Source organism: Puniceicoccus vermicola, assembly GCF_014230055.1.
In the GTDB taxonomy this organism is placed as follows: domain Bacteria; phylum Verrucomicrobiota; class Verrucomicrobiia; order Opitutales; family Puniceicoccaceae; genus Puniceicoccus; species Puniceicoccus vermicola.
Genome location: NZ_JACHVA010000075.1, coordinates 26,541 through 49,720, shown reverse-complemented (window position 1 = coordinate 49,720; position 23,180 = coordinate 26,541). Strand labels below are relative to the sequence as shown.

At 53.1% G+C, this 23,180-nt stretch carries 22 protein-coding genes and 1 tRNA gene; 15 read left to right on the top strand and 8 right to left on the bottom strand.

Annotated elements, in window-relative coordinates; genetic code table 11:
* Positions 1-7 precede the first annotated feature (7 nt).
* The 9 genes from H5P30_RS08255 (at position 8) to H5P30_RS08215 (ending at position 5,491) form a co-directional block, all read left to right on the top strand.
* Complete coding sequence (locus tag H5P30_RS08255) at positions 8-211, top strand: hypothetical protein (protein ID WP_185692475.1); 204 nt, start codon at positions 8-10, stop codon at positions 209-211.
* The gene (locus H5P30_RS08250; protein ID WP_185692474.1) at positions 208-765 is read left to right on the top strand and encodes a hypothetical protein; all 558 of its coding nucleotides are present in this window, start codon (positions 208-210) and stop codon (positions 763-765) included. The genes H5P30_RS08255 and H5P30_RS08250 overlap by 4 nt, the downstream gene beginning before the upstream one ends.
* Before the next feature lie 3 nt (positions 766-768).
* A complete protein-coding gene (locus tag H5P30_RS08245; RefSeq protein ID WP_185692473.1) occupies positions 769-1,041 on the top strand; it encodes a hypothetical protein in 273 nt (90 codons plus the stop codon).
* A gap of 289 nt (positions 1,042-1,330) precedes the next feature.
* A complete protein-coding gene (locus H5P30_RS08240; RefSeq protein ID WP_185692472.1) occupies positions 1,331-1,681 on the top strand; it encodes a hypothetical protein in 351 nt (116 codons plus the stop codon).
* A 6-nt stretch (positions 1,682-1,687) separates the two neighbouring features.
* Entirely contained in the window at positions 1,688-3,319 is a 1,632-nt protein-coding gene (locus H5P30_RS08235) for a phage tail tape measure protein (protein ID WP_185692471.1), read from the top strand.
* Positions 3,316-4,269, top strand: coding sequence for a hypothetical protein (locus tag H5P30_RS08230; protein WP_185692470.1), 954 nt, complete (start codon positions 3,316-3,318; stop codon positions 4,267-4,269). The genes H5P30_RS08235 and H5P30_RS08230 overlap by 4 nt, the downstream gene beginning before the upstream one ends.
* 354 nt (positions 4,270-4,623) lie before the next feature.
* The gene (locus H5P30_RS08225) at positions 4,624-4,872 is read left to right on the top strand and encodes a hypothetical protein (RefSeq protein WP_185692469.1); all 249 of its coding nucleotides are present in this window, start codon (positions 4,624-4,626) and stop codon (positions 4,870-4,872) included.
* Positions 4,869-5,219 (top strand): hypothetical protein, encoded by a 351-nt coding sequence (locus tag H5P30_RS08220; RefSeq protein WP_185692468.1) that lies wholly within the window; start codon positions 4,869-4,871, stop codon positions 5,217-5,219. The genes H5P30_RS08225 and H5P30_RS08220 overlap by 4 nt, the downstream gene beginning before the upstream one ends.
* A complete protein-coding gene (locus tag H5P30_RS08215) occupies positions 5,216-5,491 on the top strand; it encodes a hypothetical protein (RefSeq protein ID WP_185692467.1) in 276 nt (91 codons plus the stop codon). The genes H5P30_RS08220 and H5P30_RS08215 overlap by 4 nt, the downstream gene beginning before the upstream one ends.
* A gap of 132 nt (positions 5,492-5,623) precedes the next feature.
* On the opposite strand, the gene H5P30_RS08210 is transcribed toward H5P30_RS08215, so the two are convergent.
* The 3 genes from H5P30_RS08210 to H5P30_RS08200 form a co-directional block, all read right to left on the bottom strand.
* On the bottom strand, positions 5,624-6,217 hold the full coding sequence (locus tag H5P30_RS08210; protein WP_185692466.1) for a hypothetical protein: 594 nt from the start codon (positions 6,215-6,217) through the stop codon (positions 5,624-5,626).
* 53 nt (positions 6,218-6,270) lie between these two features.
* Entirely contained in the window at positions 6,271-6,669 is a 399-nt protein-coding gene (locus H5P30_RS08205) for a hypothetical protein (protein WP_185692465.1), read from the bottom strand.
* 599 nt (positions 6,670-7,268) lie between these two features.
* Positions 7,269-7,344: transfer RNA gene (locus H5P30_RS08200), tRNA-Thr, on the bottom strand.
* A gap of 224 nt (positions 7,345-7,568) precedes the next feature.
* Between H5P30_RS08200 and H5P30_RS08195 the strand changes: the two genes are divergently transcribed.
* The 3 genes from H5P30_RS08195 to H5P30_RS08185 all read left to right on the top strand — a co-directional run bounded on the left by H5P30_RS08195 (position 7,569) and on the right by H5P30_RS08185 (position 11,361).
* Entirely contained in the window at positions 7,569-9,080 is a 1,512-nt protein-coding gene (locus H5P30_RS08195; protein WP_185692464.1) for a sulfatase family protein, read from the top strand.
* A 14-nt stretch (positions 9,081-9,094) separates the two neighbouring features.
* On the top strand, positions 9,095-9,850 hold the full coding sequence (locus H5P30_RS08190) for a helix-turn-helix domain-containing protein (RefSeq protein WP_185692463.1): 756 nt from the start codon (positions 9,095-9,097) through the stop codon (positions 9,848-9,850).
* Positions 9,851-9,990: 140 nt separating this feature from the next.
* A complete protein-coding gene (locus H5P30_RS08185) occupies positions 9,991-11,361 on the top strand; it encodes a GH1 family beta-glucosidase (RefSeq protein WP_185692462.1) in 1,371 nt (456 codons plus the stop codon).
* A gap of 273 nt (positions 11,362-11,634) precedes the next feature.
* Here the strand turns inward: H5P30_RS08185 and H5P30_RS08180 are convergent, their stop codons facing one another.
* Positions 11,635-12,330 carry a carbonic anhydrase family protein gene (locus H5P30_RS08180; RefSeq protein WP_185692461.1) on the bottom strand — a complete coding sequence of 232 codons (696 nt, stop codon included), beginning with the start codon at positions 12,328-12,330 and terminating at the stop codon, positions 11,635-11,637.
* A gap of 507 nt (positions 12,331-12,837) precedes the next feature.
* Positions 12,838-13,935, bottom strand: coding sequence for an SGNH/GDSL hydrolase family protein (locus H5P30_RS08175; RefSeq protein ID WP_185692460.1), 1,098 nt, complete (start codon positions 13,933-13,935; stop codon positions 12,838-12,840).
* A 430-nt stretch (positions 13,936-14,365) separates the two neighbouring features.
* Between H5P30_RS08175 and H5P30_RS08170 the strand changes: the two genes are divergently transcribed.
* Genes H5P30_RS08170 through lipB form a run of 3 tightly spaced genes read left to right on the top strand, consistent with a single transcriptional unit; the run spans position 14,366 to position 17,572 of the window.
* Positions 14,366-16,426 (top strand): DUF748 domain-containing protein, encoded by a 2,061-nt coding sequence (locus H5P30_RS08170; RefSeq protein ID WP_185692459.1) that lies wholly within the window; start codon positions 14,366-14,368, stop codon positions 16,424-16,426.
* Positions 16,423-16,932, top strand: a complete 510-nt coding sequence (locus H5P30_RS08165; RefSeq protein ID WP_185692458.1) for a DUF456 domain-containing protein — start codon at positions 16,423-16,425, stop codon at positions 16,930-16,932. The genes H5P30_RS08170 and H5P30_RS08165 overlap by 4 nt, the downstream gene beginning before the upstream one ends.
* Entirely contained in the window at positions 16,925-17,572 is a 648-nt protein-coding gene (gene lipB / locus H5P30_RS08160; protein ID WP_185692457.1) for a lipoyl(octanoyl) transferase LipB, read from the top strand. The genes H5P30_RS08165 and lipB overlap by 8 nt, the downstream gene beginning before the upstream one ends.
* 176 nt (positions 17,573-17,748) lie before the next feature.
* Here lipB and H5P30_RS08155 read toward each other — a convergent pair whose 3' ends face one another.
* The 3 genes from H5P30_RS08155 to H5P30_RS08145 form a co-directional block, all read right to left on the bottom strand.
* Positions 17,749-18,477, bottom strand: a complete 729-nt coding sequence (locus H5P30_RS08155; protein ID WP_185692456.1) for a type II secretion system protein — start codon at positions 18,475-18,477, stop codon at positions 17,749-17,751.
* 184 nt (positions 18,478-18,661) lie between these two features.
* Complete coding sequence (locus H5P30_RS08150; protein ID WP_185692455.1) at positions 18,662-19,525, bottom strand: hypothetical protein; 864 nt, start codon at positions 19,523-19,525, stop codon at positions 18,662-18,664.
* An 86-nt stretch (positions 19,526-19,611) separates the two neighbouring features.
* Entirely contained in the window at positions 19,612-23,040 is a 3,429-nt protein-coding gene (locus tag H5P30_RS08145) for a hypothetical protein (protein ID WP_185692454.1), read from the bottom strand.
* Positions 23,041-23,180: the final 140 nt, after the last annotated feature.

Sequence of the window (23,180 nt, the reverse complement as noted above, 5' to 3'; positions counted from 1 at the left end):
AAAGGAAATGGCACATAATAACCCACAGCCCAAGCCGGTTCACCTGCATACGCTTTCAGGTGCGGCCTTCATTCTCGGAGTTTCTTTGCGAACGGCTCATCGGATGGTGTCTACCGGTGAGATTACTCCGGATTTTGTCTGCCCACGGCGGAAGCTTTTCCTACCTGAAACAATCAAGCGAGCCGCCATGCAGCGGAACAAGAAACTATGAAACTACCACTATCACTTACATCTTCGGCTCAGAAACTGGTCGATCATCCATCAGCGATTGCCGATCTACGCCAAACCTTCTACGCTGAAGGAGAGGCAAAAGCCAAAGGTCTTGCGAACAAAATGACCCAGGTCGTAGATGCGATCAAGGCTGTCAAGAATCACGACACTGAGGACATTGAGCAGGGACTCGTGCTAGCCAAGCTCTATCCCAGCCGCACCGTTGACAAGATTCTTGCTCAAGTGTCCCGCTTGCATAATCGGCGGGCGAAGAAAGTTGAGGCCGAAAACAAGAGGTATCTGGCCGCGGAAGGGAAGTTTTCGGGTCTGGAAGAATATCCCAACGCCATTGAGCATCTCGAAAGTGTGGAGCGAACTGAATCAGAATTCGAGGCCTCCAAAGTTCACGCTCGATTGGTCGCGGTAAAGGCGGCCGCGGAAGCGACTCCCGGGAGCACCAAAGGATTCGTTGAGCGCTGCCTCAATTTCTCGTCGTTCTATCCGGGTCGGTCTTCCGAATCGATCGTCTCCAGCCTCGCGAAACGCCACCTCTAGGATATGAGAAAACAAAAACAACCAGAAGATTATACTTTCCTCGAGCAAGAACGCGGTCGAGAGCTGTTGGCAAAGATCTTAGAAAGGGTCGTTTCCTACATCCCTCCTTCTCAAAATGGTCGATTCTTGGCGCTCACAGAGGAATTCGACGAACTGGACGATGTTCTCACCGCGCTCTACTGCGAGTTGTTAGATCAGGAGAAAACCGTCGACGCCGAACATGTGTTGAAAGCACTGAACTTTTACGAGGGTTACAAGAGTCTGGCAAATGAGTGATCGTCGCCCACAGAATCCGGATTGTGGATCCAATCCGACCGAAGAACTCAATCAGGAGATGGTCGATTTCTCTTCTGATGTTCTTGGCAAGATGATCGTGAGATGCCTCCCAGAGCCAGCACTCAGCAAGTTTGAAGCAATTTTGGAGGAGACCTTGGAACCACGTTTGGCAATAAGCAAAGTGTCTCTGGAATTCGCAGATGACCCTATAATCTCGCGAGCATGCCGGGCAATTGATCGACAACTCGCCAATGTGTTCCCCAGTCCGGGAAATAGCTGAGGATCAATCATGGAATTGAAAGATTTTTCCAACAAACACCAGGGCCATTCGGTTCTGGTTGCTGCACTCGTGAAAGAAACGGCAAACAGCTCGATGAGCCAGGGCCGCACAATGGCTGCGAAATTCGATGCATTGCTAGCCCGCTTCAACCCACGAACCGGATTCGAGGACATCGCCATTTCAGTCGCAGTGAAGTTTCCAAAAAAATCGCTGGAAGCGCTCACCGACTTGATCATTGGCGAAATCGAAAATGGCCTTAGCCAAAATCGGAGATTGATCGAAGAGATCCAAGCCGAAAAGCGGGATATCCTCCTGAAGATTGAGGCCTACGAACAAGAAATTGCTCAGCTCATGATCTAGACTCTGATGAACGATTCGATCATTGCACATTTCGGAGGGAACACCCGGAATTTTGACCGCGCGGCCGACAAGGTTGAGAAACGGGGGAAGGGATTGGCCCGGACGATGAAAGGACTCTTCGCAGGGGCCGCAGCCGGTTTCGCAGTAGGTAAGCTCGGCGACCTCGTCGATTACATGGACCGCATCGGAAAGAAAGCGGATACGATCGGGATCACTACTGACGCGCTTCAGGAGCTTCGTGCAGCTGGTCTAAAAAAGGCTGGCATTGAAGCGGGCACGACGGATATGGCCCTGCAACGTTTCAATCGTCGGCTTGCCGAGGCTAGAAATGGATCCGGAGAAGCGAAAAAAGCGTTCGCAGAGATGGGCATTGAGTTGCGGGATCGAGAAGGCAATGCCAAATCATTCGATGATATCCTCTACGAGGTTGCAGACGGCCTGAGAGACACCCGAGAAGAGAGTGACCGACTTCGGCTGGCTTTCAAATTCTTTGATTCGGAAGGTGCTGCATTTGTGAATGTCCTGGAGGATGGTAGCAAAAGCCTCCGAAAGCTTCGCAATGATATGAGCGAACTGAGTATTGAAAGTGAAATGATCAAGGATGCGGAGGAATTGAAAGATCAACTCACCGAGATCGGACTCCATGGAGTGTCCTACATTGCGAAGACATTCAAATTTGCTGCCGATGCGGGGGAATCCTTCGGTGATATCGTCAATCAACTCACCGGGGACATCGATGATACAACTTTGAGTTTGTCCGAAATGCGGGCCGAACTTGCAGAGCAAAGCCTTGAGTGGGCTCAACAGGATCGGCTTCGAGCAGAGCAGATCAAACAGGCAAAGGAACTGAAGGAAAAGGAGCGGGAAATTACTCTGGAGAAGATTCGCCAACGTGAGGAAATGGAAATGCAGAACCAGTTGGCTAAGCTTCACGATGCTATTGAAGAGGCCCGGGAACGTCGCAATAAGGAGATCTCTGACAATCTGGAAATCGTCCGCAAGAATCTGGCTAGGGTTACAAAGCTGGAAGCTGATCGGGAAATGATCAGAGCTCAACAGGAGGGCGGAACGAAGGCTGTGATAGCTCTTGAGAATAAGCGGGCGGAGAAACTTGAGGGAGAGATCCGGATGCTTAGAGAAAAAGGGCGTCTGGAAGAGGACTCAGCCAAAAGAGCGGAGATTGGGGTGAAGCTGACCGAGAAGCAGTTGGAACTTGAAAAAACTAGGAATCGAATTCTCTCCTTAAATGATCCAGCAACCGCCGGTGCCAGGGGCTCAGGTGGGAGTGTGGGCACGGCCACGACCGGTGGAGCCGCCACAAGCGATCTATCCAGCGATCAGAATCTTCGCGAAGCGGTCAAAGCCCGTGCCGAACAGGAGGAAGATTTGTATTTCCAGCGTGAGAACACCCCCGATGGCAAGGGGTTCCGCGAATTCCGCGAAGGGAAGAAAGGCCGGTTCTTCACCGATGAGGAGATGCGGGATGCCCTTGAGAAGGATCGCCAGAAGTCCAAGACCAAGGACATGAAGAAAGGCGGCGGAGGCGGCGGTAACAAAGCCCAGGGAGAACCGGCTTGGCAGAAAGCAATTGTCTCCATGGAAAAGCGCCTGGGCCGGTTGGAAAGTAAACTTCAATGATTCGAAAAAGCGCAGCGGAAGCACGAGTCAAGCTCGCTGACATCCTCGTAGCAGCAGGGTTTGATTCGAAGAAGGTATTGCGGGCCATCGACTACCCACGAGCTACCGGAGGAAGCATGCAGGCCGGTGGGAGTAAGGGAGCCATCGTGAAGATCACCAGCGAGGGCTGGAGAACCAAAGCCTCATACCCGATGAAATCTCTCCACAGTGCCAAGAACACGGATTGCGAGGAGGCCAGCGCGGTGATCGCCGAAAGAAGCGGGCCCCTCCTCTACTCCGGGGATCTTCCAGCACAGTGGAAAGCCGGCGGAAAGAAGATGTTTCCCATGGCCCGCTGCAACGTGAATGTGACGAAGCTGATCAAGGACGCTGATTATATTGTCATCCGCTATTCCTGGGAAGACGTCGGGGGTCGTGACCTCGATACGCGCACAGCCAATTTGACTCCCGGAGCCAGCGATTTCGGGCAGGACGTTGGTTGGAGTAGAGGAGAACCAGTCGGAGATGGGAGTCGCAAAACCGATTATCTTCTCTGGGCAGGCGATAACACCTTGGAGATCGGCGAAGAGGCCGTACGCGTGGACCTCAAGAAGCTCCGCGAAGACTTGCCGGATGCCGCAATCGATTTCCGGTTGAGGGCGTTCTGGTATGGCGAGATCGGAACTGGAGACATCACCGTCGATTTTGAAGTTTATCAAGGCCAAGTCATTAAAGACGGGACCAACTTTGTTCCCGGAGCAGGAGCTCGGCAGCTCGGCAACATTTCCTTTGGTGTGAATATCTCAACCCAGGAATCCGCGGATATCGACGGGGAAGACATCCCGATTGATGTCACCGCTGTGCTCAACCAAGAAATCAGCAAAAGCTCTAATGCCTATTTCTATGTTGCCCCGCCCGAGCCTTGGCCAATTCCAGAACACCTGAAGACGAACGAGCCCATCAGCGGGTGAAGAGAGGCAAAACTCCTGCATCGATGGCAGCCAAAAACGAGCATTACGCACAATTACGTAATTGTATCAAAGATACATTACTAGAATTTCCATACTTCTGATATAGGGTTCATGAAAGAAAAGGATAGGCCGGCGGGGGATTTCCTCATTTACCCCGCCGGCCTTTTTTGTGCTTGCGACAATACTGAATAGTGTGCTTATTTAATCTTAAGCCGTAAAGGCCCGGGGAATTCTGAACCTCAACACATACAATATTCCAATACACTTTCCGCCCGCGTGTTCGCTTGGGGAGGCCGTATGTGGCCTATTCAGAACCCTGAGCAGCGCGGGCGGTCTATTGTAAAGGTATACCCTATGAAAATCGGAATCGAGCTGACTGATGAACAAGCCGCCGTTCTTGATGGCATCGCTGCTGAACTGCGGATCACGCGAGAAGAAGCCGCTAAGACTTACCTCATGGAAGGTCTGAGGCTCTCCACAGAAGCTGAAAAAGGTGAATGGGAAATCATGATTGCCCATGGAATCGATTGCGTTCGCAGATACATTGACCGGAACGAAACTCCGGAATCAGCATTCGCACCTGAGAAGGAGAAAGCAGCATGAAGCGTGAACAGAGGCTACGACAACTTTTCCGGGGGAAAATTCTAAAAACGCCTGCTCGTTGGTCCGACGAAGACGAACCAGTTTATCCAGGTGCAGAGCCATTAAGAAGAGCGTGGAAAGATAAGATCCTGAGAGTAACCTTCCGAGGAAGGCCGCACCGCAACAGTATGGAGGTAGCGCACTGGTTTCAGATACCCTTTTCTGAATTTCCTGAATTCCTAGGAACTAAACCCATTTGTGATATTGCACAATGGATGGTTTCGGCAGCAGGACCTGCCGCAAAGGTCGCACCGGACCTTCTAAGGAAAATTGAGATCGAAGTCACAGATCAGGAGGAATACCGATGAATGAAGGGATGACTAAAGGGGAGAGAATGATCTTGTCGGAGCTTCAGTCGCTGAAGGAGACTCAGAATGCGATCCTCGAGGCACTGCACCAGCCGCCGGCCCGTCTCTCGGGAGCGGCAGCCGCCCGCCGTTGCGGGGTTTCTTACCCGACGTTTCGCAAGTATTATGTCGATGGGGGATACCTCAACCCCGGGAAAGACCGGAAGTTTCTGACCTCCTCCGTGGATGCGGCGAAACGGGCGATCCACATCAAGAAAAAGCTGAGGAGGTGAGCTTCATGAAATCCGCTGCGTTCGCAGATACATCGATCGGAATGAAACTCCGGTGGAATCAGTATTCGCACCCGAAAAGGAAGAAGGTCCACGCCCGGGCAATGTTGCTGCTTGGGTAGATCTCTATTCAATTTACAGTTCTAGCCCTCGTGCTCGGAACAATCGAGGAACGGTGAAACCGGAAGCAATAGCTTGATAGAAGTGAAGGTCAGCCAGAGCCTGGACCCTTTGAAATCTTTTTCGGAGTCGTTCTGCAGCCTCTTCGGCCATCTTTAGATGTTCCGGATAGGAGCCTTTGCCTTGCAGTTCTGAGAAGCTATTCTTTTCGAAGGTCCAATAGTATCTAAAGTCCCAGTTCGATCCATCCCAGTGGGGTGTCTGAATGAATTCTCTGAGAGAAAGGTAATCCTGATCAAGGCATTCAAGTTCCGACTGAATTTCTTTCCGTAATGGTCCTGTAAAACAAACTTCGTTCCAGCTGATCTTCCTTTGTTTCGCGAGATTCTCGAAGGGGGAAAAGACACTGTCAGGAATTTTACGGGCTCCTCCGATCAAATACTCAAGGTCCATTATTTCACTAGCACTAAATTTGGAGAGTATAGAATTCAGTCGGTCGAGGTCTTTCTTGAACTTGCTCTCTACAAATTGCCGAAATAGAGCCAAGAGCCCCGCAATGGCGCCAACCAAGAAGAAGATATCTTTCAGGATGGTGAGAATACTAGCCATGCTCTATGGGGGGCTTTATGGTGTCGAATCTTGTTAAAGGTTCTTTAATCTTTTCATTGGACGAACCGAAGCATCATTTCCGCAACGATTAGGGAGTAAGCAGAAATCAATGCTCCTACCTTGAGCCGGAAATATCGTTGCGCAGGTATATCAAGCTCTCTGGGCCAGTGGTATTCGCCATCGATCGTCTCATACTTCGCGAACATCTTTTGTTCTTCGGACTGGTTCCATTCTAGACGCCGACGAGATCCAACATAGGACTGAGCTATATCGAACACGAAAAAGAGGATGAAAAAAATCAAAGCGATCTTCATGAGGACCGAAAATGAACCGTCTGGATTCTTCAAAATCCAAAATATCGCAACGCCGGCGAATCCCAGTTTCCGTGAGTACTCGGTAAGATCTTTGGTGTATCGAGTATAGCTTTCCCAGATCTCTTTGTTCGAACTCACTCCTACCGTGTCGGATTTAGATCACGTGTTCCAGGGTTTCCCGTGGGGGCAGGAATAGGTGCTGGGGGCGGCGGGGGTTTCGGGTCATCGCTCATAGAAACGAGTTATCTGAATTCGCGAGTAGACTGCAAGCTTTTCACTTCCGGAGAAAATTCAGCGTACATTAGTCATAAATGCACAAAAACGAGAAATTGGGGCAATTCCAATCCATTTTTTCGGGAGTGAGAATGTGCGGCGCGGACTTTAGCAAAGAGCAATGGACTCTTGGTACCGAGTGCCACTTCCGAGATGTTCGCAAAAAAGTCTTAGAGGCATTCCAAGCAGGTGTTACGGACCTCTGGGAAAGCGTGAAAGACAACCTTTGAGCTTAAGGCGACTTTCGAAGCAGAAGCCTCGCTCGACTATCGGGCGGGGCTTTTTCGTGTTCGTCAGAAAGCAAAGCTGAACGGTCGGAAGGGATCGACACCAAAATTTTTCCCACATATCGGATTTCAGCAGCCTTTTCAAAATAGGCACTTTCCGGGCACCTTCAAAAAAGAAGGAATCTAAACAAGAAAAGAAAAAATCCCACAAGCCGCTATTAAAAAGGGATTTACGCCTGGAGCCGAAAGTCGGATTTGAACCGACGACCTACTCATTACGAATGAGTTGCTCTACCAGCTGAGCTATTCCGGCGGCGAAAGAAAGTACAGTGCTGATGTCCTTCACGATGACAAGCAAGAATTGTTGGCCAGCGGGAAGGAATTCTCTCCGGCCCTCCTCCTGCGCCGATCGTAGTGAGGAACCGCGGAAGCGGCCGAAATCCAGGTATCCTCCCAGCAAAGAATCCCTTTTTTCGACTATTGGATTGCCCGGCTCGAATACTATCACTAATTGTAGTTACTTCTATTTTTGGTATTATGAAAGCCCGACCCAATATTCTCCTCATCACCAGCGACCAGCAGCATTGGAACACGCTGGGAATCGACAACCCCGAGATTCAGACCCCGAACCTCGACCGCCTTGCCCGCCAAGGGACTCTTTTCGAGAGAGCCTACTGCCCGAACCCAACCTGCACGCCGACTCGGGCGAGTATCCTCACCGGGCAATGGCCGAGTCAGCACGGTGCCTACACCCTCGGGACCAAGCTTCTCGAAGACCGGCCGACCATGAACGATACTTGGCGTAAAAACGGATACCGGACCGGGCTCGTCGGCAAGGCCCACTTCCAACCACTCCAAAGCACCGAGGAATTTCCCTCCCTCGAGTCCTACCCCACTCTTCAAGATCTGGATTTCTGGCGGAACTTCGAGGGCCCCTTCTACGGATTCGATGATTTCGAGCTCGCCCGGAACCACACGGACGAAGCCCACGTCGGCCAGCACTACGCGCTCTGGATGGAAGAGAAAGGCCTGAAAAACTGGCGCGATTATTTCCAAAAACCCACGGGAAGTCAGGGCCCCCGGAAGCACGAATGGGACCTCCCAGAAGAGTATCACTACAATACTTGGATCAGCGAACGGACGAATCACTACCTCAGCGAATACGCTCAAAGTGACCAGCCCTTCTTCCTCTGGTCGAGCTTCTTCGACCCCCATCCCTCCTATCTCATTCCCAAACCGTGGAGCGAGATGTATGATCCGGAAAAAATCACCGTCCCGTCACTGGATCCAGCCGAGCTCGACGATCCGGATGCCAGCCCTTTCCGCAAGCTGAGTCTCGAAGGGGGCAAGAAGGAAGATTACGGCATTCACGGAAAATGGATGCATGGGGTTCAGGACCACTCCCACGATCCGAAGGAGTTGGCAAAGGACATCGCCATTTACTACGGCATGGTGTCGGCCCTCGACCACTACGTCGGAAAAATCCTCGACCACTTGGAGGAGCTCGGAATCGCCGACAACACCCTGGTCATCTTCACCTCCGACCATGGGCACTACTTCGGGCACCATGGCTTGATCGCCAAGGGCCCCTTCCACTACGATGACGGGGTCAAGGTTCCCTTCCTTGTGCGCTGGCCCGGAGAGGTCCCGAAAAACGGCCGTTCGAAGGCACTCCAGAGTCTGGTCGATCTGCCGACAACGATGCTCAGCGCTGCCGGAATCAACAAACCTTACGCTATGACCGGCGTCGACCAGCTACCCTCCTGGCGCGACCCGCAATCCGCGGTGCGATCCCACACCCTGGTCGAGGACAACCACGAACCGGGCGTAGCCGAACACAAGACCTACATTGATGACCGCTACAAGATAACAGTCTTCCGCGCCTTCGAGTGCGGAGAGCTCTATGACCTCAAAACTGACCCAGGCGAGATCCACAATCGCTGGAGCGACCCCGAATATGCGGCGGTCAAAGCCAAACTCCTGCAAGCCTTTGTGCAGGCGGAAATGGCGAAAGAAGTTTTGCCAATGCCCCGAATCGCACCAGCCTAAGGGTTTTCCCGAATATGGCCGCGCCCCAAAACCCTTCTTCCTCCACCCTGCTCCGTGGCATCAAAGTCCTGGAAAGGATTTCTCTGGAGGAAGAACCGGTCCGTTTTTCGGAGCTGCGTCAAACTCTCCCTGGGGCGACCGATGCCACCCTCTCCCGCCTTCTCCAGACCCTCGAAGCTGCCGACTATGTGCGCCGGTCTGGCAAGGTCGGCTATGTCCGAGGTCCTGCCCTGCAGAACTGGATACAGCTCTGCACCGGCGGATCGGGAGGTTTCCAAAGTGTCGCGGAGAATACGGTTCGCCAACTTTGCCGAATCACCAACGAATCCACGGCTTTGGCGACTTTCTTGAACGATCGTCTGATCGTGGTCGCCAGCCAGGTCGCCGAAGGAGCCGTCTCGATCATTCATCCCGGGCATACCCTTCATTTTGAAGGAGACCATGCTGGCGCCCTCGCCATTCTCTCTCTGATGACCCCGGAGGAACAGCGACAAATGGTCGGAGGGCCTCTGAGCAGCATTGCAAGCCTAGCGGAACTCCAAGAGTCTCTCACCCGCTTCCGAACCTCTCCCGATTCGGAGATTTTCCGAGATCGTTCCCTCGCCCGGCCCGGCATCTGCCGCATCGCGATTCCCTTCCAAGTAGGTCCCCACCGGGGAAGCCTCTTCCTATGCCTCACTGAAACCCAAGCGGATCAAAGCTTCGCCGAACTGACTCGGCACCTCTCATCATCCAGGGAGAATCTCCTCAAGGCCACTAAGGTCGGTTGACCCCTCCGTTAAACCCTTCTTCACCGGTTTAGAAGAAGAGTTACTGGTGCACACCTCGCCTCCCCACCTCCTCCGAATTGCCGTTGACTCCCCGGGGCGTTCGGCAAGTCAATAGGGTTCAGAAGCAACTCTATCCTACTATGAAAACACCATTTTACTGGGGAACCGCAACCGCGGCTTATCAAATCGAAGGAGCCTGGCTCGAAGACGGAAAAGGCCTCAATATCTGGGATGCCTATTCCCACACTCCCGGGAAGATCAAGAATGCGGACACCGGTGATGTGGCCTGCGATCACTATCATCTTTTCGAGAAGGATATTGAGCTCATGGCCGAGCTCGGAGTTACCGGATACCGCTTCTCCCTTTCCTGGAGCCGCATCATTCCCGACGGCAAAGGATCCGTAAACCCCGCTGGCATCGAGTTCTACAACCGCCTGATCGACGGCCTCCTCGCCAAGGGAATTACCCCCTTCATCACCCTCTATCACTGGGACCTTCCCCTCACCCTCCAATTGGAAAACGACGGTTGGCTCTCGGAAAAAACCAGTGAAGCCTTCTGCCGCTACGCCAAGACCTGCTTCGACGCCTTCGGCGACCGTGTGAACCACTGGATTACCTTTAACGAGAATTGGTGCACCGCCGTCCTGGGATACGGAAACGGAGAATTTGCCCCGGGCCGCGTGTCCAATACTGAACCTTATCTTGCCGCCCACAACCTTCTCATCGCCCACGGTATGGCGGTCAAGGAGTTCCGCGAAGGCGGTTATCCCGGTCAGATCGGGCTCGCCAACAACTGTGACTGGCGGGAGCCACTGACCGATAACGAAGCCGACCGGGCTGCGGCCCAGGAATCTCTGGAGTTCTTCTTCGCCTGGCTCACCGATCCCGTCATCCTGGGCGACTATCCGGCGATCATGAAAGAACGTCTCGGGGACCGCCTCCCCTCCTTCACTCCCGAACAGCAAGCGTTGGTGAAGGGGTCTGTCGACTTCATCGGACTGAATCACTACACGACCCACTACGCCTCGGCCCGCCCCCCAGAAAAAGGAGGCATTGCTCCCGGAGAAGGCAATGGCGGCATGAGCGATGACCAGCAGGTATCTCTCTCCGCCGATGAGGCTTGGCAGAAAACCAGCATGGGCTGGTACGTGGTCCCCTGGGGATTCCGGAACCTGCTCAACTGGATCCACAAGCGTTATGGAGACTACCCCATTTACGTCACCGAAAATGGCTGCTCGGTCGCAGCCAACAGCCGCGAGGAAGCGGTCGACGATCAATTTCGGGCAAATTTCCTCCAAGGCTACACCGACGCCATGAAGGCAGCCCGCGACGAGGATGGCGTTCCAGTCCAAGGCTATTTCTGTTGGTCTCTGATGGACAACTTCGAGTGGACCCGCGGCTACGACATGCGCTTCGGGATCACCTACGTCGATTTTGAAACCCTCGAAAGGACACCAAAAGCGTCCTTCCGGGCCTACCAGAAGATCATCGGGGACGACTTGGGGCGTTAGTACTCGGACGGGCTACCGCCCTACCCACTACAGAGAGGCCCTCGCCGACAAGCCCGAGAAGGAGGTCGAACTAATACCGAATTTAGGAAGTTTTGATAGTTATGGCGGGATGAGAAATGAGCCTTGCGCTGCTTCGATTCTGCGCTGCACCATAACGGTCAAAACTCACTAAATTCGGTATAAGAACGAAAGGCTCAAAAAAAAAGAGGGACCTCGCGGTCCCTCTTGGGCAAATACCTTCTGGAATCAGATGGAGCCTCGCAACGAGGAGAACTACTCTTCGAGAAGAGTCACCGATCCGGTGCCCAAGTCGTAGATACCTCCCACGATCATGATGTCGCCGGATTCTTCCAATTCGGCGAGAATTTCACTTTTCTCGCGAATATTGGCCATCGTCAAAAGAACATTTTCCGCAGCGACGGCGTCGACAAATTCAGAATTCGTCCCCGAACGTTCATCTTCGTCAAAATCCTCGACCTGCTCAATGGCTGGCTCGATCTTCTCCAACAAGCCGGTAAGGTGGCCAAACTCAGCTCCGTCACAGGCGCCGCGGACAGCCCCGCAGCTCGTATGTCCCAATACCATCACCAAGCGGGCTCCAGAAAGAGCGGTGGCAAATTCCATCGAACCGAGAAGATCATCGTTTTCAATGTTACCGGCAATCCGGCCGACAAAAATATCGCCGATTCCGCTATCAAAGACCAACTCGGGAGGAACACGGGAATCGAGACAAGAGAGAATCACCGCCTCGGGATATTGTCCTCCTGCGGAAGCTTGCACCCGCTTCTCCACATTGGGGTCAGAGGTTTCTCCGGCTTGGAAACGGGCATTCCCATCCATCAGCCGTTGAAGGACCTCCTGGGGAGTCAGTGCGGCTTGCTCCTCTTGGGTAAGGGGAAGGTTCTCCCCAAAGAGTCCTCCAAAGGAAATCAATGAGGCAAGTAAAACAATGCTAGTTTTTGTTTTCATGTGTGGTTCTGAGTATGTGTGTAGTTAGGGTTTCGGGGTTACATTTAGAGAAGGTCATAAACCTCAATATGAGGCTCGAGAGATCCACTTCTCCAAAAGTGAGAAAGCCAATGCCATGGTCCGTAAGCGTCCTCGATGGACACAAGTTCCCCGCAACTCCCTCTCAAGGGAGCTCGAAAACAAAAGGGATGGGGAACCATGGGGGGGTATTCTATTGAAAGCGAGAGAATGTATGCTGATTAAGGAGCAAGAGATTGTCCACTCACTTCTTCGTCCCATGCTACCGATAAAACATCGGACCAGAACCTCGATTCACCTTCCCAAAACGCGAAAAGTCCGTCCCCCCGATCACTGACAATTGTTCACTAACAAACGCCCCCGGATTGTTATCCCGACCTGCCACCGAACCAGGATACCGACATCGAGCGGCTGAAAGGCTTCCACCTTTCGCCATCTCCCGATTTACCCCATGTTTCCGATTCCCGGAAACCTCACATTCACTCCGGATTAGTTTGATCCGGTCGTCCAACCCGTCGATGCCTCAATCACTTCGACCAACTGTTGGGCCATTTTCTGATCCTTGAGCACGCTGGGGTGCCAATGACCTCCGATATCCTCTTTCCCTTGGAATTTTGAATAGATCAGAACGGAAGCATTATCGAACTCCTCCGCAATCTCCGGCAGCCATCCAGCGACCGGCCCCGATTGCATCGGCCCGATCGATAAAATCAAAACAGAATCCGGTGCCATTTCACGAAGCCTCTTCAGAAACTCTGTATAGGTCTCCACGAATCCCTCCTTGGGAAGCGGAGGTTTCGCCCCGTTAAGTTCGGCCGAATCGTTCGTTCCCAAGTTGATGACAATTACGTCCGGCACGAATCGGGAATGGTCCCACTCGATCTCTCCGTCAAACGGCAACGTTTGGTCAAAAAGCATCGGCAAAGTTCCCTTTTGATCGTTATTTTTACCGCGGTTGCGATACATTCCCCGACCCGACCAACAAATGAGCATCGCATCCGCATCCAACTCCCGAGCTGCGATCAAAGCATAGGACATGTAACCGTTCTCGTTTTCTACGGTATTTCCCTCTTTGGGATCGGAGGCCTCGTTTCCATAGCCACAGGTGATCGAATCTCCGATGACCAGTATTCGCCGATCCGGCGCATCCGGTCTCATTAGCTCGCCTCCATCCGGAAGCTCGAAACCGTAAAACTTCACCGTGCCCCGAGCTCCTTCACTTCGTTTGACCACTGAGATCCGATGAACCTCGTTCGGGTCCAGTCCCTCGGCCAATGTATAGGTTCCACGCCCCGGACCTATTTTCAAGAAATGAGGCTCTCCGTCGACAACCACCGTTAAACCCGCTGGAGGCGCGGCCACGACTTGAAGATCCGCAGCGATCGTCGAACCTTGAAAGAGCGTCTCAATCTCCGCACCGGTCCAAGCAAAACGGTAGTCCTCCGTAAATCGTCCAACGTAGCGGATTGCTTCATCATCCGGATCAACCGACTCCGCCTGAACCGCGGAGAAAAATCCTGCGGAGAAAACGACACAAGCCGTCAAAAGAATCCGACGGCCGGAGAAGAGTGCAGATGACTGATTCATGAGGAACAAATTGAGGGGACGATAGGAGAAAACGCCGCGAAATACCTTGAGGCGCAATTCTCTCGATTCAGGACCCTTGATCTTGTCAGCCAACATCTTCAAATCAATCTCGGACTTCTCCCGAGGAGTCTTCCTCGCTGAAACCATATTCGAGCGCCAACGAAAGACGGTCCGCTACACAGAGCCTCTCAAACTGAATGAATAGGTTGATAAATGCTAGCATCTGCTCTCTGGATCATCGTCTTACCTTTCAAAGGGACGTCCCAGTGCAACGGTGTACTTTATGACTCCCCTCAACAGACCGATTTCACTGATTTTCATCGAGATACAGTTTTCCCCTGCGAAAGTGCCTCCAATCTACCGGCAATGAATGCTCCCCACGGGGAATCTCACTTGTCTATCCTCGTTTTTCGCTCACTATCATCAATCGATGAACAAAACCTCCTCCTCCTCTCAGGGTTTCTCGATCCTCAAATTTCTCCTTGGTCTCGTCGCGATTTTCATCGTGGGGATTCTAGTTTTTCTGACCTTCTTCCTTTCCCCGACCGCCAAATGGGCCGCCAACTCTCAGCTGCCTGGCATTTTGGGCACCGACGCCTCGGTCGAAAACATTAAGATCAACCTCTGGAAAGGTGACATTGAGGTGACTGGTGTTCAAGTCGCCGATCCTTCCGGCGATCCCGAGAAGCCGAAACTTTTCTCGCTGGGCCGCCTTTTCATCGACATCGACACTGGATCTCTTTTCAAAGACACCATCGTCATTCGAGAGGTGACCGTCGAATCTCCCGAAGTTCATACCAGCCGGGACAAAAACGGTAAATTTTCCTTCGAAGACTTGAAGGTAATGCAACCTTCGGACGAAGAGAAACCGCCCGAGGAGCCGTCTGAAGGAGGCTTTGGCAAAGCCATCCAGGTAGACAAGATCACCGTCTCCCAATTGGCGGGTTCTTTTTCGGATGCGAGCGATCCCAAAGCCCTCAACCAATACTCGATCAAGGATTTCAACTTTCACTCCGGAGAGATCACTGTAAATCCCGAGGAAACGGTTGCAGATCTTCCCGCCGGCGTAAACTTCGCCCTCATTCAACTCTCCGACGCGATCATCGAATACCAAACCAACAAGGATATCGCTGACCCCGACCAACCCGTGGCCAATGATACTTCCTCAAAGAAATCCAAAAAGGAGAAAAAGAAGAAAGAAAAGACAGCCACCGCTACCGCAGATGCGACTCCCCCGACTGTAGCCACGAAAACCATGGCTGCGCCCACTCCGAAGACTGCAAAAACCAAAGCCCCCGATTCTGAGACCGAACCGATCTACATCGGAGAATTCTCGCTCAAGAATTTTAAGATTCACTACCTCGACACGCCCAAGGACAAAAAGAAGAAGCCCCTCGACGTCACCCTTCTCGACTTTTACGTCACTGCGGATGATATCGGCTTCGATCCGGATGGTCTGCTGAAAAAAGTCCAGGATGAGGTCGTCAGCGCAAAGCTCGGCTTCGAGATTGAACAAAAGCAGGATAAAATCGGAAACGCCATCTTCTCCGGCGTCGCCAAATCCACCATTATCGGCGACGGTCTTCCGGTCACCGCTGGAGCCATTCAGCTGACTGGCTTCGAACTCTCGACCGTCAAATCGGTGGTTCCAACGGGCGTCCAAAGCGCCATCGGAGGTCCCGCCTTCGACCTCTACACAAAGTGGTTTGCCTCCCCCGACAAATTGACTGGTGAAATCAAGATCACCAGTAGCAGCAATGTCGTCACGAAAATTGAAATCGGCGGCACCCCGACCCAACCCAGAATCAACGGTGGAAAAGCCCTGCTCAACGTCATTGGCCGCCCGGGTCAACTTATTGGCAACCTTGCGGGTAACACCTTTAAAGGCGGCATGGACATCGTCTCCGGCGCCACAGGGGCTGCCGGCGATCTAGCCAAGGGAGCTGGAGACACCGTTCTCGGCTTCGGAAAAGGACTCCTGAATACTGGAAAAGGTCTCATGAAGGGAAATCTGAAGGAAGCTGGGCAAGGCCTCCAAGAAGCCACGGTTGGAACCGTAAAAACCGCTTCTGGTGCGGTTGGAAAATCGGCCACAACTGCAGTCTCGGGAGTCGGCAACGCCTATGACTCCACCACCGGAGGAGCCCGCACGAATGATTGGCGCCTCTCCAACAGCAAACGCCACGCAGAGTTTCAAAAGGGCGCGGAAGAGTGGCTACAAAACGGAAAATTCCCACCAGACTCCAACGCACCCGCCATCAAATCCGATACGGAAACCTTCAATACGCCTGCGGACACTGGGGAGGGTTCTTCGGATACCACCGATGCTGCCACCCAGAGCTCGGCAAAGTCGAAGGACTCCAAGAAACAGAAAAAGCAGTCTAAGGCGAAAGCGACAAATAAGAAATCTGGAGCCACCAGTGCAGGCTCGACTACAACCGGCGATTCTACGGCGGCAACCGAAACTCCTGAAAGTTCGACTGACGAATGAGCCCGGATCTCTGGCTCCCGCTCGCGACGACCCTTCTCTTCTTTGCGGCGGGGGTTATCCTCACCATCCTCCCGGTTTTTCCGGGGCCGGTCCTCGTCTTCGCCGGAGTGGCGATCTTTCATTTCTGGCTTCCCGAAGACTCACCTGGCACGACCTTTCTCCTCATCTCGCTGGGGCTGACTCTCCTCACCCTCATCCTTGATTTTATCCTCTCAATCGTCGGCGCCCGCCGCTACGGGGCCACATGGAAAGGATCGATTGGTGCCTTGATCGGAGGAATCGTTGGGATCTTCCTCCCCCCACCCCTTTTCTGGATCTTTTTCGGTCCGGTCGTAGGGGCAATTATCGGAGAGATCCTCGGGGGACGCGGATTTAAGGACGCGGGGCGAGCCGGTTGGGGCACCTTTCTCGGGGCCATGGTGGCCCTCGCCACCAAACTCGCCGTTTGCTTTTTCATCATCGTCGGTTTTGCCTTCCTCCTCATCCGACACCTGAGCCATGCCTGAGACCGAGAAAGTCCGATTTGAAAACTGGGGCCGCACCCGCTACGGAGAGGCCTTGGAACGCCAACTGAAAACCCTCCAAGAACGTCGGGAGGGTCAACGTCCGGACACCCTCGTCTTCACCGAACATGAACCCGTCTTCACTGTCGGGAAACGGCGGGGCGCCGCGCAACACATGATCGCCGGCCGCAGCTTCCTGGAAGCAAATGGTATTGAAGTGGTCGAGACCAATCGGGGCGGCGACATCACCTACCATGGCCCCGGGCAAATCACTGGCTACCTTTTCATCGACCTTTCCGTCAGCCGAGACCTCCACCTCCTCCTCCGCCAAGTCGAGGACCTCATCATCGCCGTCGTCTCCTCCTACGGATTGAGCTGCGGACGGCGCGACGGTCTCACGGGAGTGTGGGTCGAGAAACGCAAAGTCGCCGCCATCGGCATGGCCGCCCGCCACTGGATTTCTTTCCACGGCTTCGCCCTCAATGTGAATACCGACCTCGCTCACTTCGGCGGCATCGTCCCCTGCGGCATCACCGACGGCACCGTAACCTCCCTCGAACAGGAACTCGGCCAGAAGATCCCTCTGGAGGAAGTTCAGGAACGCATTCAAGACGAGTTCCTGAAATCATTTGGCAATGAGTAAGTGAGTTCGAATCGGTCATTCCGATTTCCCACTGTAGATCAGTTGCTTCAGAGCCCATCGCCATGGCTACGTTCGCTTGGATACGGTAAATATCTCGTAGCTTCAACTAGCATCGGGCAGCGGGAGAACGAAGGATGCGGCAAACCCAAGAAAAAATATTGAAATAAACGGTGCGCTCAGGAGTCGCCGAATCCGCTGAAAAGAATATCGGTTTCGTCCTCCGGAATATCTTCTGGTAAAAGCGATTCAGTATGCCCGTCCAGAAAAACCACATTAAACTTACCGTTACTATCGAAACTTACCTGATCATAGGTCAGTGAGCTTCTTTTATCCGCGTCCGAAAAGATGATGGTTTTGCTGGGGTTCTCCAATTGCTTGTATTTGCGATAATTTGGTCCGTAGTTTTCAGCCACCGAGGTCTCAACCATCTTGTTCATCGCATAGGAACGGTCCATAGGATTATCCATGTCGAGAAAGGGTGAGCAGAAGATTGTGCCCTCCTGAAGTGGCCCAAAGCCGGGCCAGGGAATATCGTCACTTCCCACAACGTAGGGCCAGATTTTTTCACCCCAGCCTAGGTTTGTTCCCGTCTTGGTAGACGGGTCGTAGCGATCATAGGTCTGAGGATAATTGCCCGAGTGATCGTAGGTGTAGAGAAGAGCGACGCTATTGATTTCACGAAGGTTCGCCAGCGATCTTGTCGTCTTGGCCTTATTCACGCTACTCTGGATGACGACATAAACAATCGATGCGAGGACGCCGATAACGGCGATCACGACTAGAAGTTCAATGAGGGAAAATCCTGTCTTTCGACTGAACTCAGGAAGAAGAGCCTTCCGTTCTCTTTTTGCGAGAGACTGAAATTCGGAGTTCTCGCTTTGGATTCTTATTACTCGGGGTAACATCGGGCAACGGGGTGAACTAAGCTAAAGGGAGGGAGGGCAATTGAGCTGCTGAGGCACGATGCTCAAAAACGCACCTCCCTGACCAAAATGGTCAAATACAGCAAAAACGAGTCTTATCTAATGTTTCAGTTCCCCAAACAAACCCACCTATGCAGATCTATTTTTGCTCCTGGCCTTCCGATGACTAACGGCGGACTCTACGGCCCAAGCAGAGCAGGACCACCAGTCCGCCGACCAGACCGAGAGCAGACTGAGATGGCTCGGGGATGACCGAGATCCCTATGTTGTCGATGCCGAACTCCGCCTCTGAAGCACTTCCCGACATCACACGGAATTCAAGCTCGTCCATGCTCTCAAGTGTGGTCGAAGTCACAGACCAAGAGAAGGAAATCGTATTATCATTTCTGACCATCGTTCCGTAGATCGTATCGTCTCCTGAGGTGTAGTTTAGCTCGAAGTGTATCCAGCCATCCGTATTGTTATTCCCAGGAGTTGTTCCATCATATTGCCCAAAGGAAGCGCCAGCATCCCAGCTACTACCGTTATAGCCAATCGCTGCAGCTGTTGTATCTGAGCTCGTAGGGATAACGGTGCCAGCGCTTTCCGTGACATAGAAGAACAAGGCAACTCCCTGCGGATATCCACCCCGGCGGCCAAAGCCCAACGTGACAAAGTCCGAGTCACCATTCCGCAAAACCACCCGTGGGTTGGCAGCGGTATTCGACAACGAGCAGGCGAAAGAATTAATATTCCAATCGAAGGATGTCCTCAGCGTATCGCCCGACGAGGACGCCGCACTGATGCCGGAGACCATGTAGTCGGCTTCCGCAAATGCCGAGGTGCTGGTATCGCTGACGTCAAGACTCGGGAGCGGGTTACCTTCGGAATTGGAAATTCCAGCACTCGAGCCAGTTGGTTGGGATATGTCCCAACCCGCCAAAGGCGAAGCGCCGCTAAAATCATTGGAATAGATATCGACGGCGGAGGCCGAGGTGGCAGCCAAGGCGATGCCACCGACTAGGAGTGATTGGAGGACAGAATACTTCATGGTGATGATAGGGTTGAGGTGCTTTGAGAAGGGAATAAACAATCTACTACATTAAATCACTAAATTCTATATTTAATTTAGTCAAATTATTTCATTACTCCTGAAGCAGGAAAGCCAAGTGGCCCCACAACCTCCGGTTCAGCACCTGGACGGTGCAGTTCGAGTTCAAAACGAACGGGAACACCCGGATTGATAGGGTAAACAGTAAACTCATAGGGAAAACCCGAACGCCGTTCCTCAAGCTCGAGCGGGTCCAGCATGCGCAAGATTACGTTAGCCCCTTCCCCCACATAGCGGCTCGTATAGGCATAGATCGAGTCCACGCCAAAAGGTGAACGAATTCGGAAAGCGTAAAGAGTCCCCCAAGGCTCACCCAACGGAACACTCAGAAAACCATCACGCACCGGAGGAATACGGTCGTAGCCCTCTTGAGACACCGCAATTCGCGACGGCAAAGCCAAAACAAGCTCTCCCTTGGCTGGAACCAAGAGGCTCACTGCGGAATCTTCCACAGCAATCTCTCTCACCGTTCCATCCATCTCGTAGACTGTCCCAGTGGCCGCGGTATCGACTTGGGCCCCTTCAAGTAGAGAGACCCCGCAGTTAACCGCCTCCGCATCCTCGTTCATGAGTATAATCCAGAGCATTCCCGGCGACTTCGCAGTCAGGTAGTTTACTTGCTGGTTATCCAAGAGCACGGTTTCGGAGTTAAGAAACAGACGGGCCTTTTCACCGAATATCTCCCCTTCCCCCATGCCGTAAACGCGATTATCGAACCAAACAAATCCCTCCTGACGTGCCCAAGGGAAGCGAACATGCCCCTTCGAACGCTCGACCGCCTCCGCAACCAGAAAGTCGAGAGCAAACGCCAGATGGGGCGGAATATGGTGGAAATATATCGAAGAGATATCCGGGCCAACATATGGGAAATCCGGCTGCTGAGCGACATCCGTAAAGCCCCCCAAATAATAGCCAGGATAGTTGGAGAAACGACCGATAATCCCATTTCGCGCATAAGGCAGCAGAAGCTCGTTGCCTGTGTGCTCGTAAAGTCGCAACAGACTGGGACTCCAAGAGGTCATCATGATCTGCCGATTCGCTTTCTCCGCCCCAAACAGGGTTGTCGGCTGCTCAAGCCCCAATCCGACCGGAGAAACCTGAGCCTGGGAGACCAAGCGTTCAGGAAAGTCGCCGGGTTGAGTCGGAAAGCCCAGTCGAAAACGTTCCTGACCTTTCCACAGCAGGGCGCTGTCCCCCTGAAAGACTCCTCCAGGATGAATCGTCATAAGCCCGTCCTCAACAGAAGGAAAAATTCGGATGCCCGCCATGGTTTGGTAGGCCATATCCTCCGCCGCCTCCAAATACTTCTCATCACCGGTCATCTCATAAAGATCCAATAGATCCCACCAATAGGGGTAAAAATTCGTGTTGTAAAAATTACGAACCCCCACCGGTTTCTTCTGAGGCGCATCAATCTTTTGCGCAATGTATCTGTCCGCCCCCCGAATCGCTTGGTCAAGATAACCCTCGCCGGGTTTCAGACGTTCGGCGGCAAGATACTGCGTCCATCCCGGCATGGGTACGGCATAGCCTGCGGTAGGACGAAGCCTCCCTCCCTCCATCAGTACAGCCTCCCCTATCCAAGGGTTCTTTCCGCCGAGCAACGCGTCCAGCCCCTGATAGTAAGCCGTATTAAACTGGGGACTGAAGGGAACAAACTGTTCATCACTTTTTTCATTGAAGTGCGGCGAACCCGGCTTTCCGGAATAGCGGAAACCCAGTCTCGAAAGCGTGTATTCGATACCTGGTAGAGCCCGCTTCAGATAGAAGTCTTCATCTTCCGTCAGCACGGCGGCCGATAACACTGCCAACGGAGAAGCCTGCGCAACCACAGGACTGATATGTGGATCCCCTTCAATATCGTAGTAGCCCTTCAGCTCGGGATCCCAGCCTGAAGCATCATCATCGGCCAATAGCTCGATGATATTCAACACCGCGTCGGTCAACGAACCGGTATATTGCTCCCGGTAATCGCGAAAGCCATACAGATCAGTCGTTATCAATTCGAAAACGGCCTTCCAGTCACTCGGAGCGGCGCCAACGATAAAATCGACAGAGAGTTCTTCGCCCTCCTCAAAGTATGAACGCTCGGTTCCCAATACAGGGGCAAAAATCCCCAACTGAACCTCTCCTCGAACATTGAGCAGCGAAAAGCCGTAAATGGAACTCATCCCCGTCCCCCACTCCAGCGGAAAAGCTGCGGGATCGCCCGAGACGAAAGCCGTCTGCGGTTGCCCACCCTCGAACTCCACAATCGCTGCGGGCACCGGCGTCAAAGTGCTGGGGACCAGCGTCGGACTCGCCGGCAGGCGCTGAAATTGATAGAGAGGCGGCAGTTGCACATCGGCAACTTCTTCGCGAGCGCTAGGACTAAAGGCAGACAGAGCGAGGCTGTAAAAACCGGCCTTTTCCGGAGAGAAAGAGAACCTCACCTTCGCCACATTCGGCTCATCCGACAAACTCCACACACCCACAATTTTCTCTCCCCCAGGACCTTCGTAGCGCACGGCAACCTCCTCCTCCGTGACATCGGTGACCGCACGCGCAACCAATACCGTAGCGTAACCCGCCCGGAAGGGGTTCCGAAAATCATCACCGCCGACGACCTGATAGGTTTTTCCACCCACTTCAAGCACACTCCCATTGTTGCTCCAATACGGAATGATGCGACCGAAGGAAATCTCGGGATCTCCATCCGCCTCGATCAGTGTCAGTGTCTCACCCGCAGCGTTGACGGGTTCCGCCATAAACCCCTCCTCTTCCCACAGATCGATTTGACGGACGACCCTTGGCTTGCCACCGGCATCCACTCCACTCAAAAACCGCAGACGACCCACAGGCCCCTCAAGGGTAGCCTCAACTTTCCAAGTCTGGTCAACTCGAACCTCTCCTGGCTCTCCGGCATCCCCATCGGTACCGCTCCCCACTCGCTTCGGAGAAACGCGGAAGCGGCGCACATTGGGATCATCGTTAGGGTCATAGCTGGCGTCTTGAGTCAACAAGACCGCATCGCATCGAGCGTAGAAATTCGTCGTATCGTGAAGCTCAAGCACATTTTCGCCCTGCTCCAGAGATAATCGCCCTACCCGCTCCCAGGCCCATCCCTCGCCACCATGAGTACCCGACTCCCGATCCATTGGGATCTGGTTTACCCGAAGCTGATAACGACGGCTCTTCGGCTTGTCGTGCGCATAGTCCCGCGAGTTCGTCCAGATCGTGTACTCACCCGACTCCGGCAGATCGACTACCGTCAAGGCGTCCTGGGGATGATTACTCTCGTGGCTCACGACTCCCAGCAAGTTCTGCCCCGCTCCCCAAGCAGGAATCCAGTCGCCAGGGAATTCAAAATCCTCGGCCTCGATCAGAAGAGGCTTGGACTCCGCAAAGCCATGTTCCGGCAACACGAGGAATGTCGCCAGACATCCGCCAAAAATTTTTATACTACGGGTAAACATACGGGCAATTGGTTCAGATCGGGGTCTTCTCGTAAGCAATTCGGGGAATTTTCGAAAGCAACAGTAGGTAGATAAAATTTTCAACTTTTTTATTTGCTAAAATTTATCTATGTTTTAGTTATAGGTATTCATTAGAACTG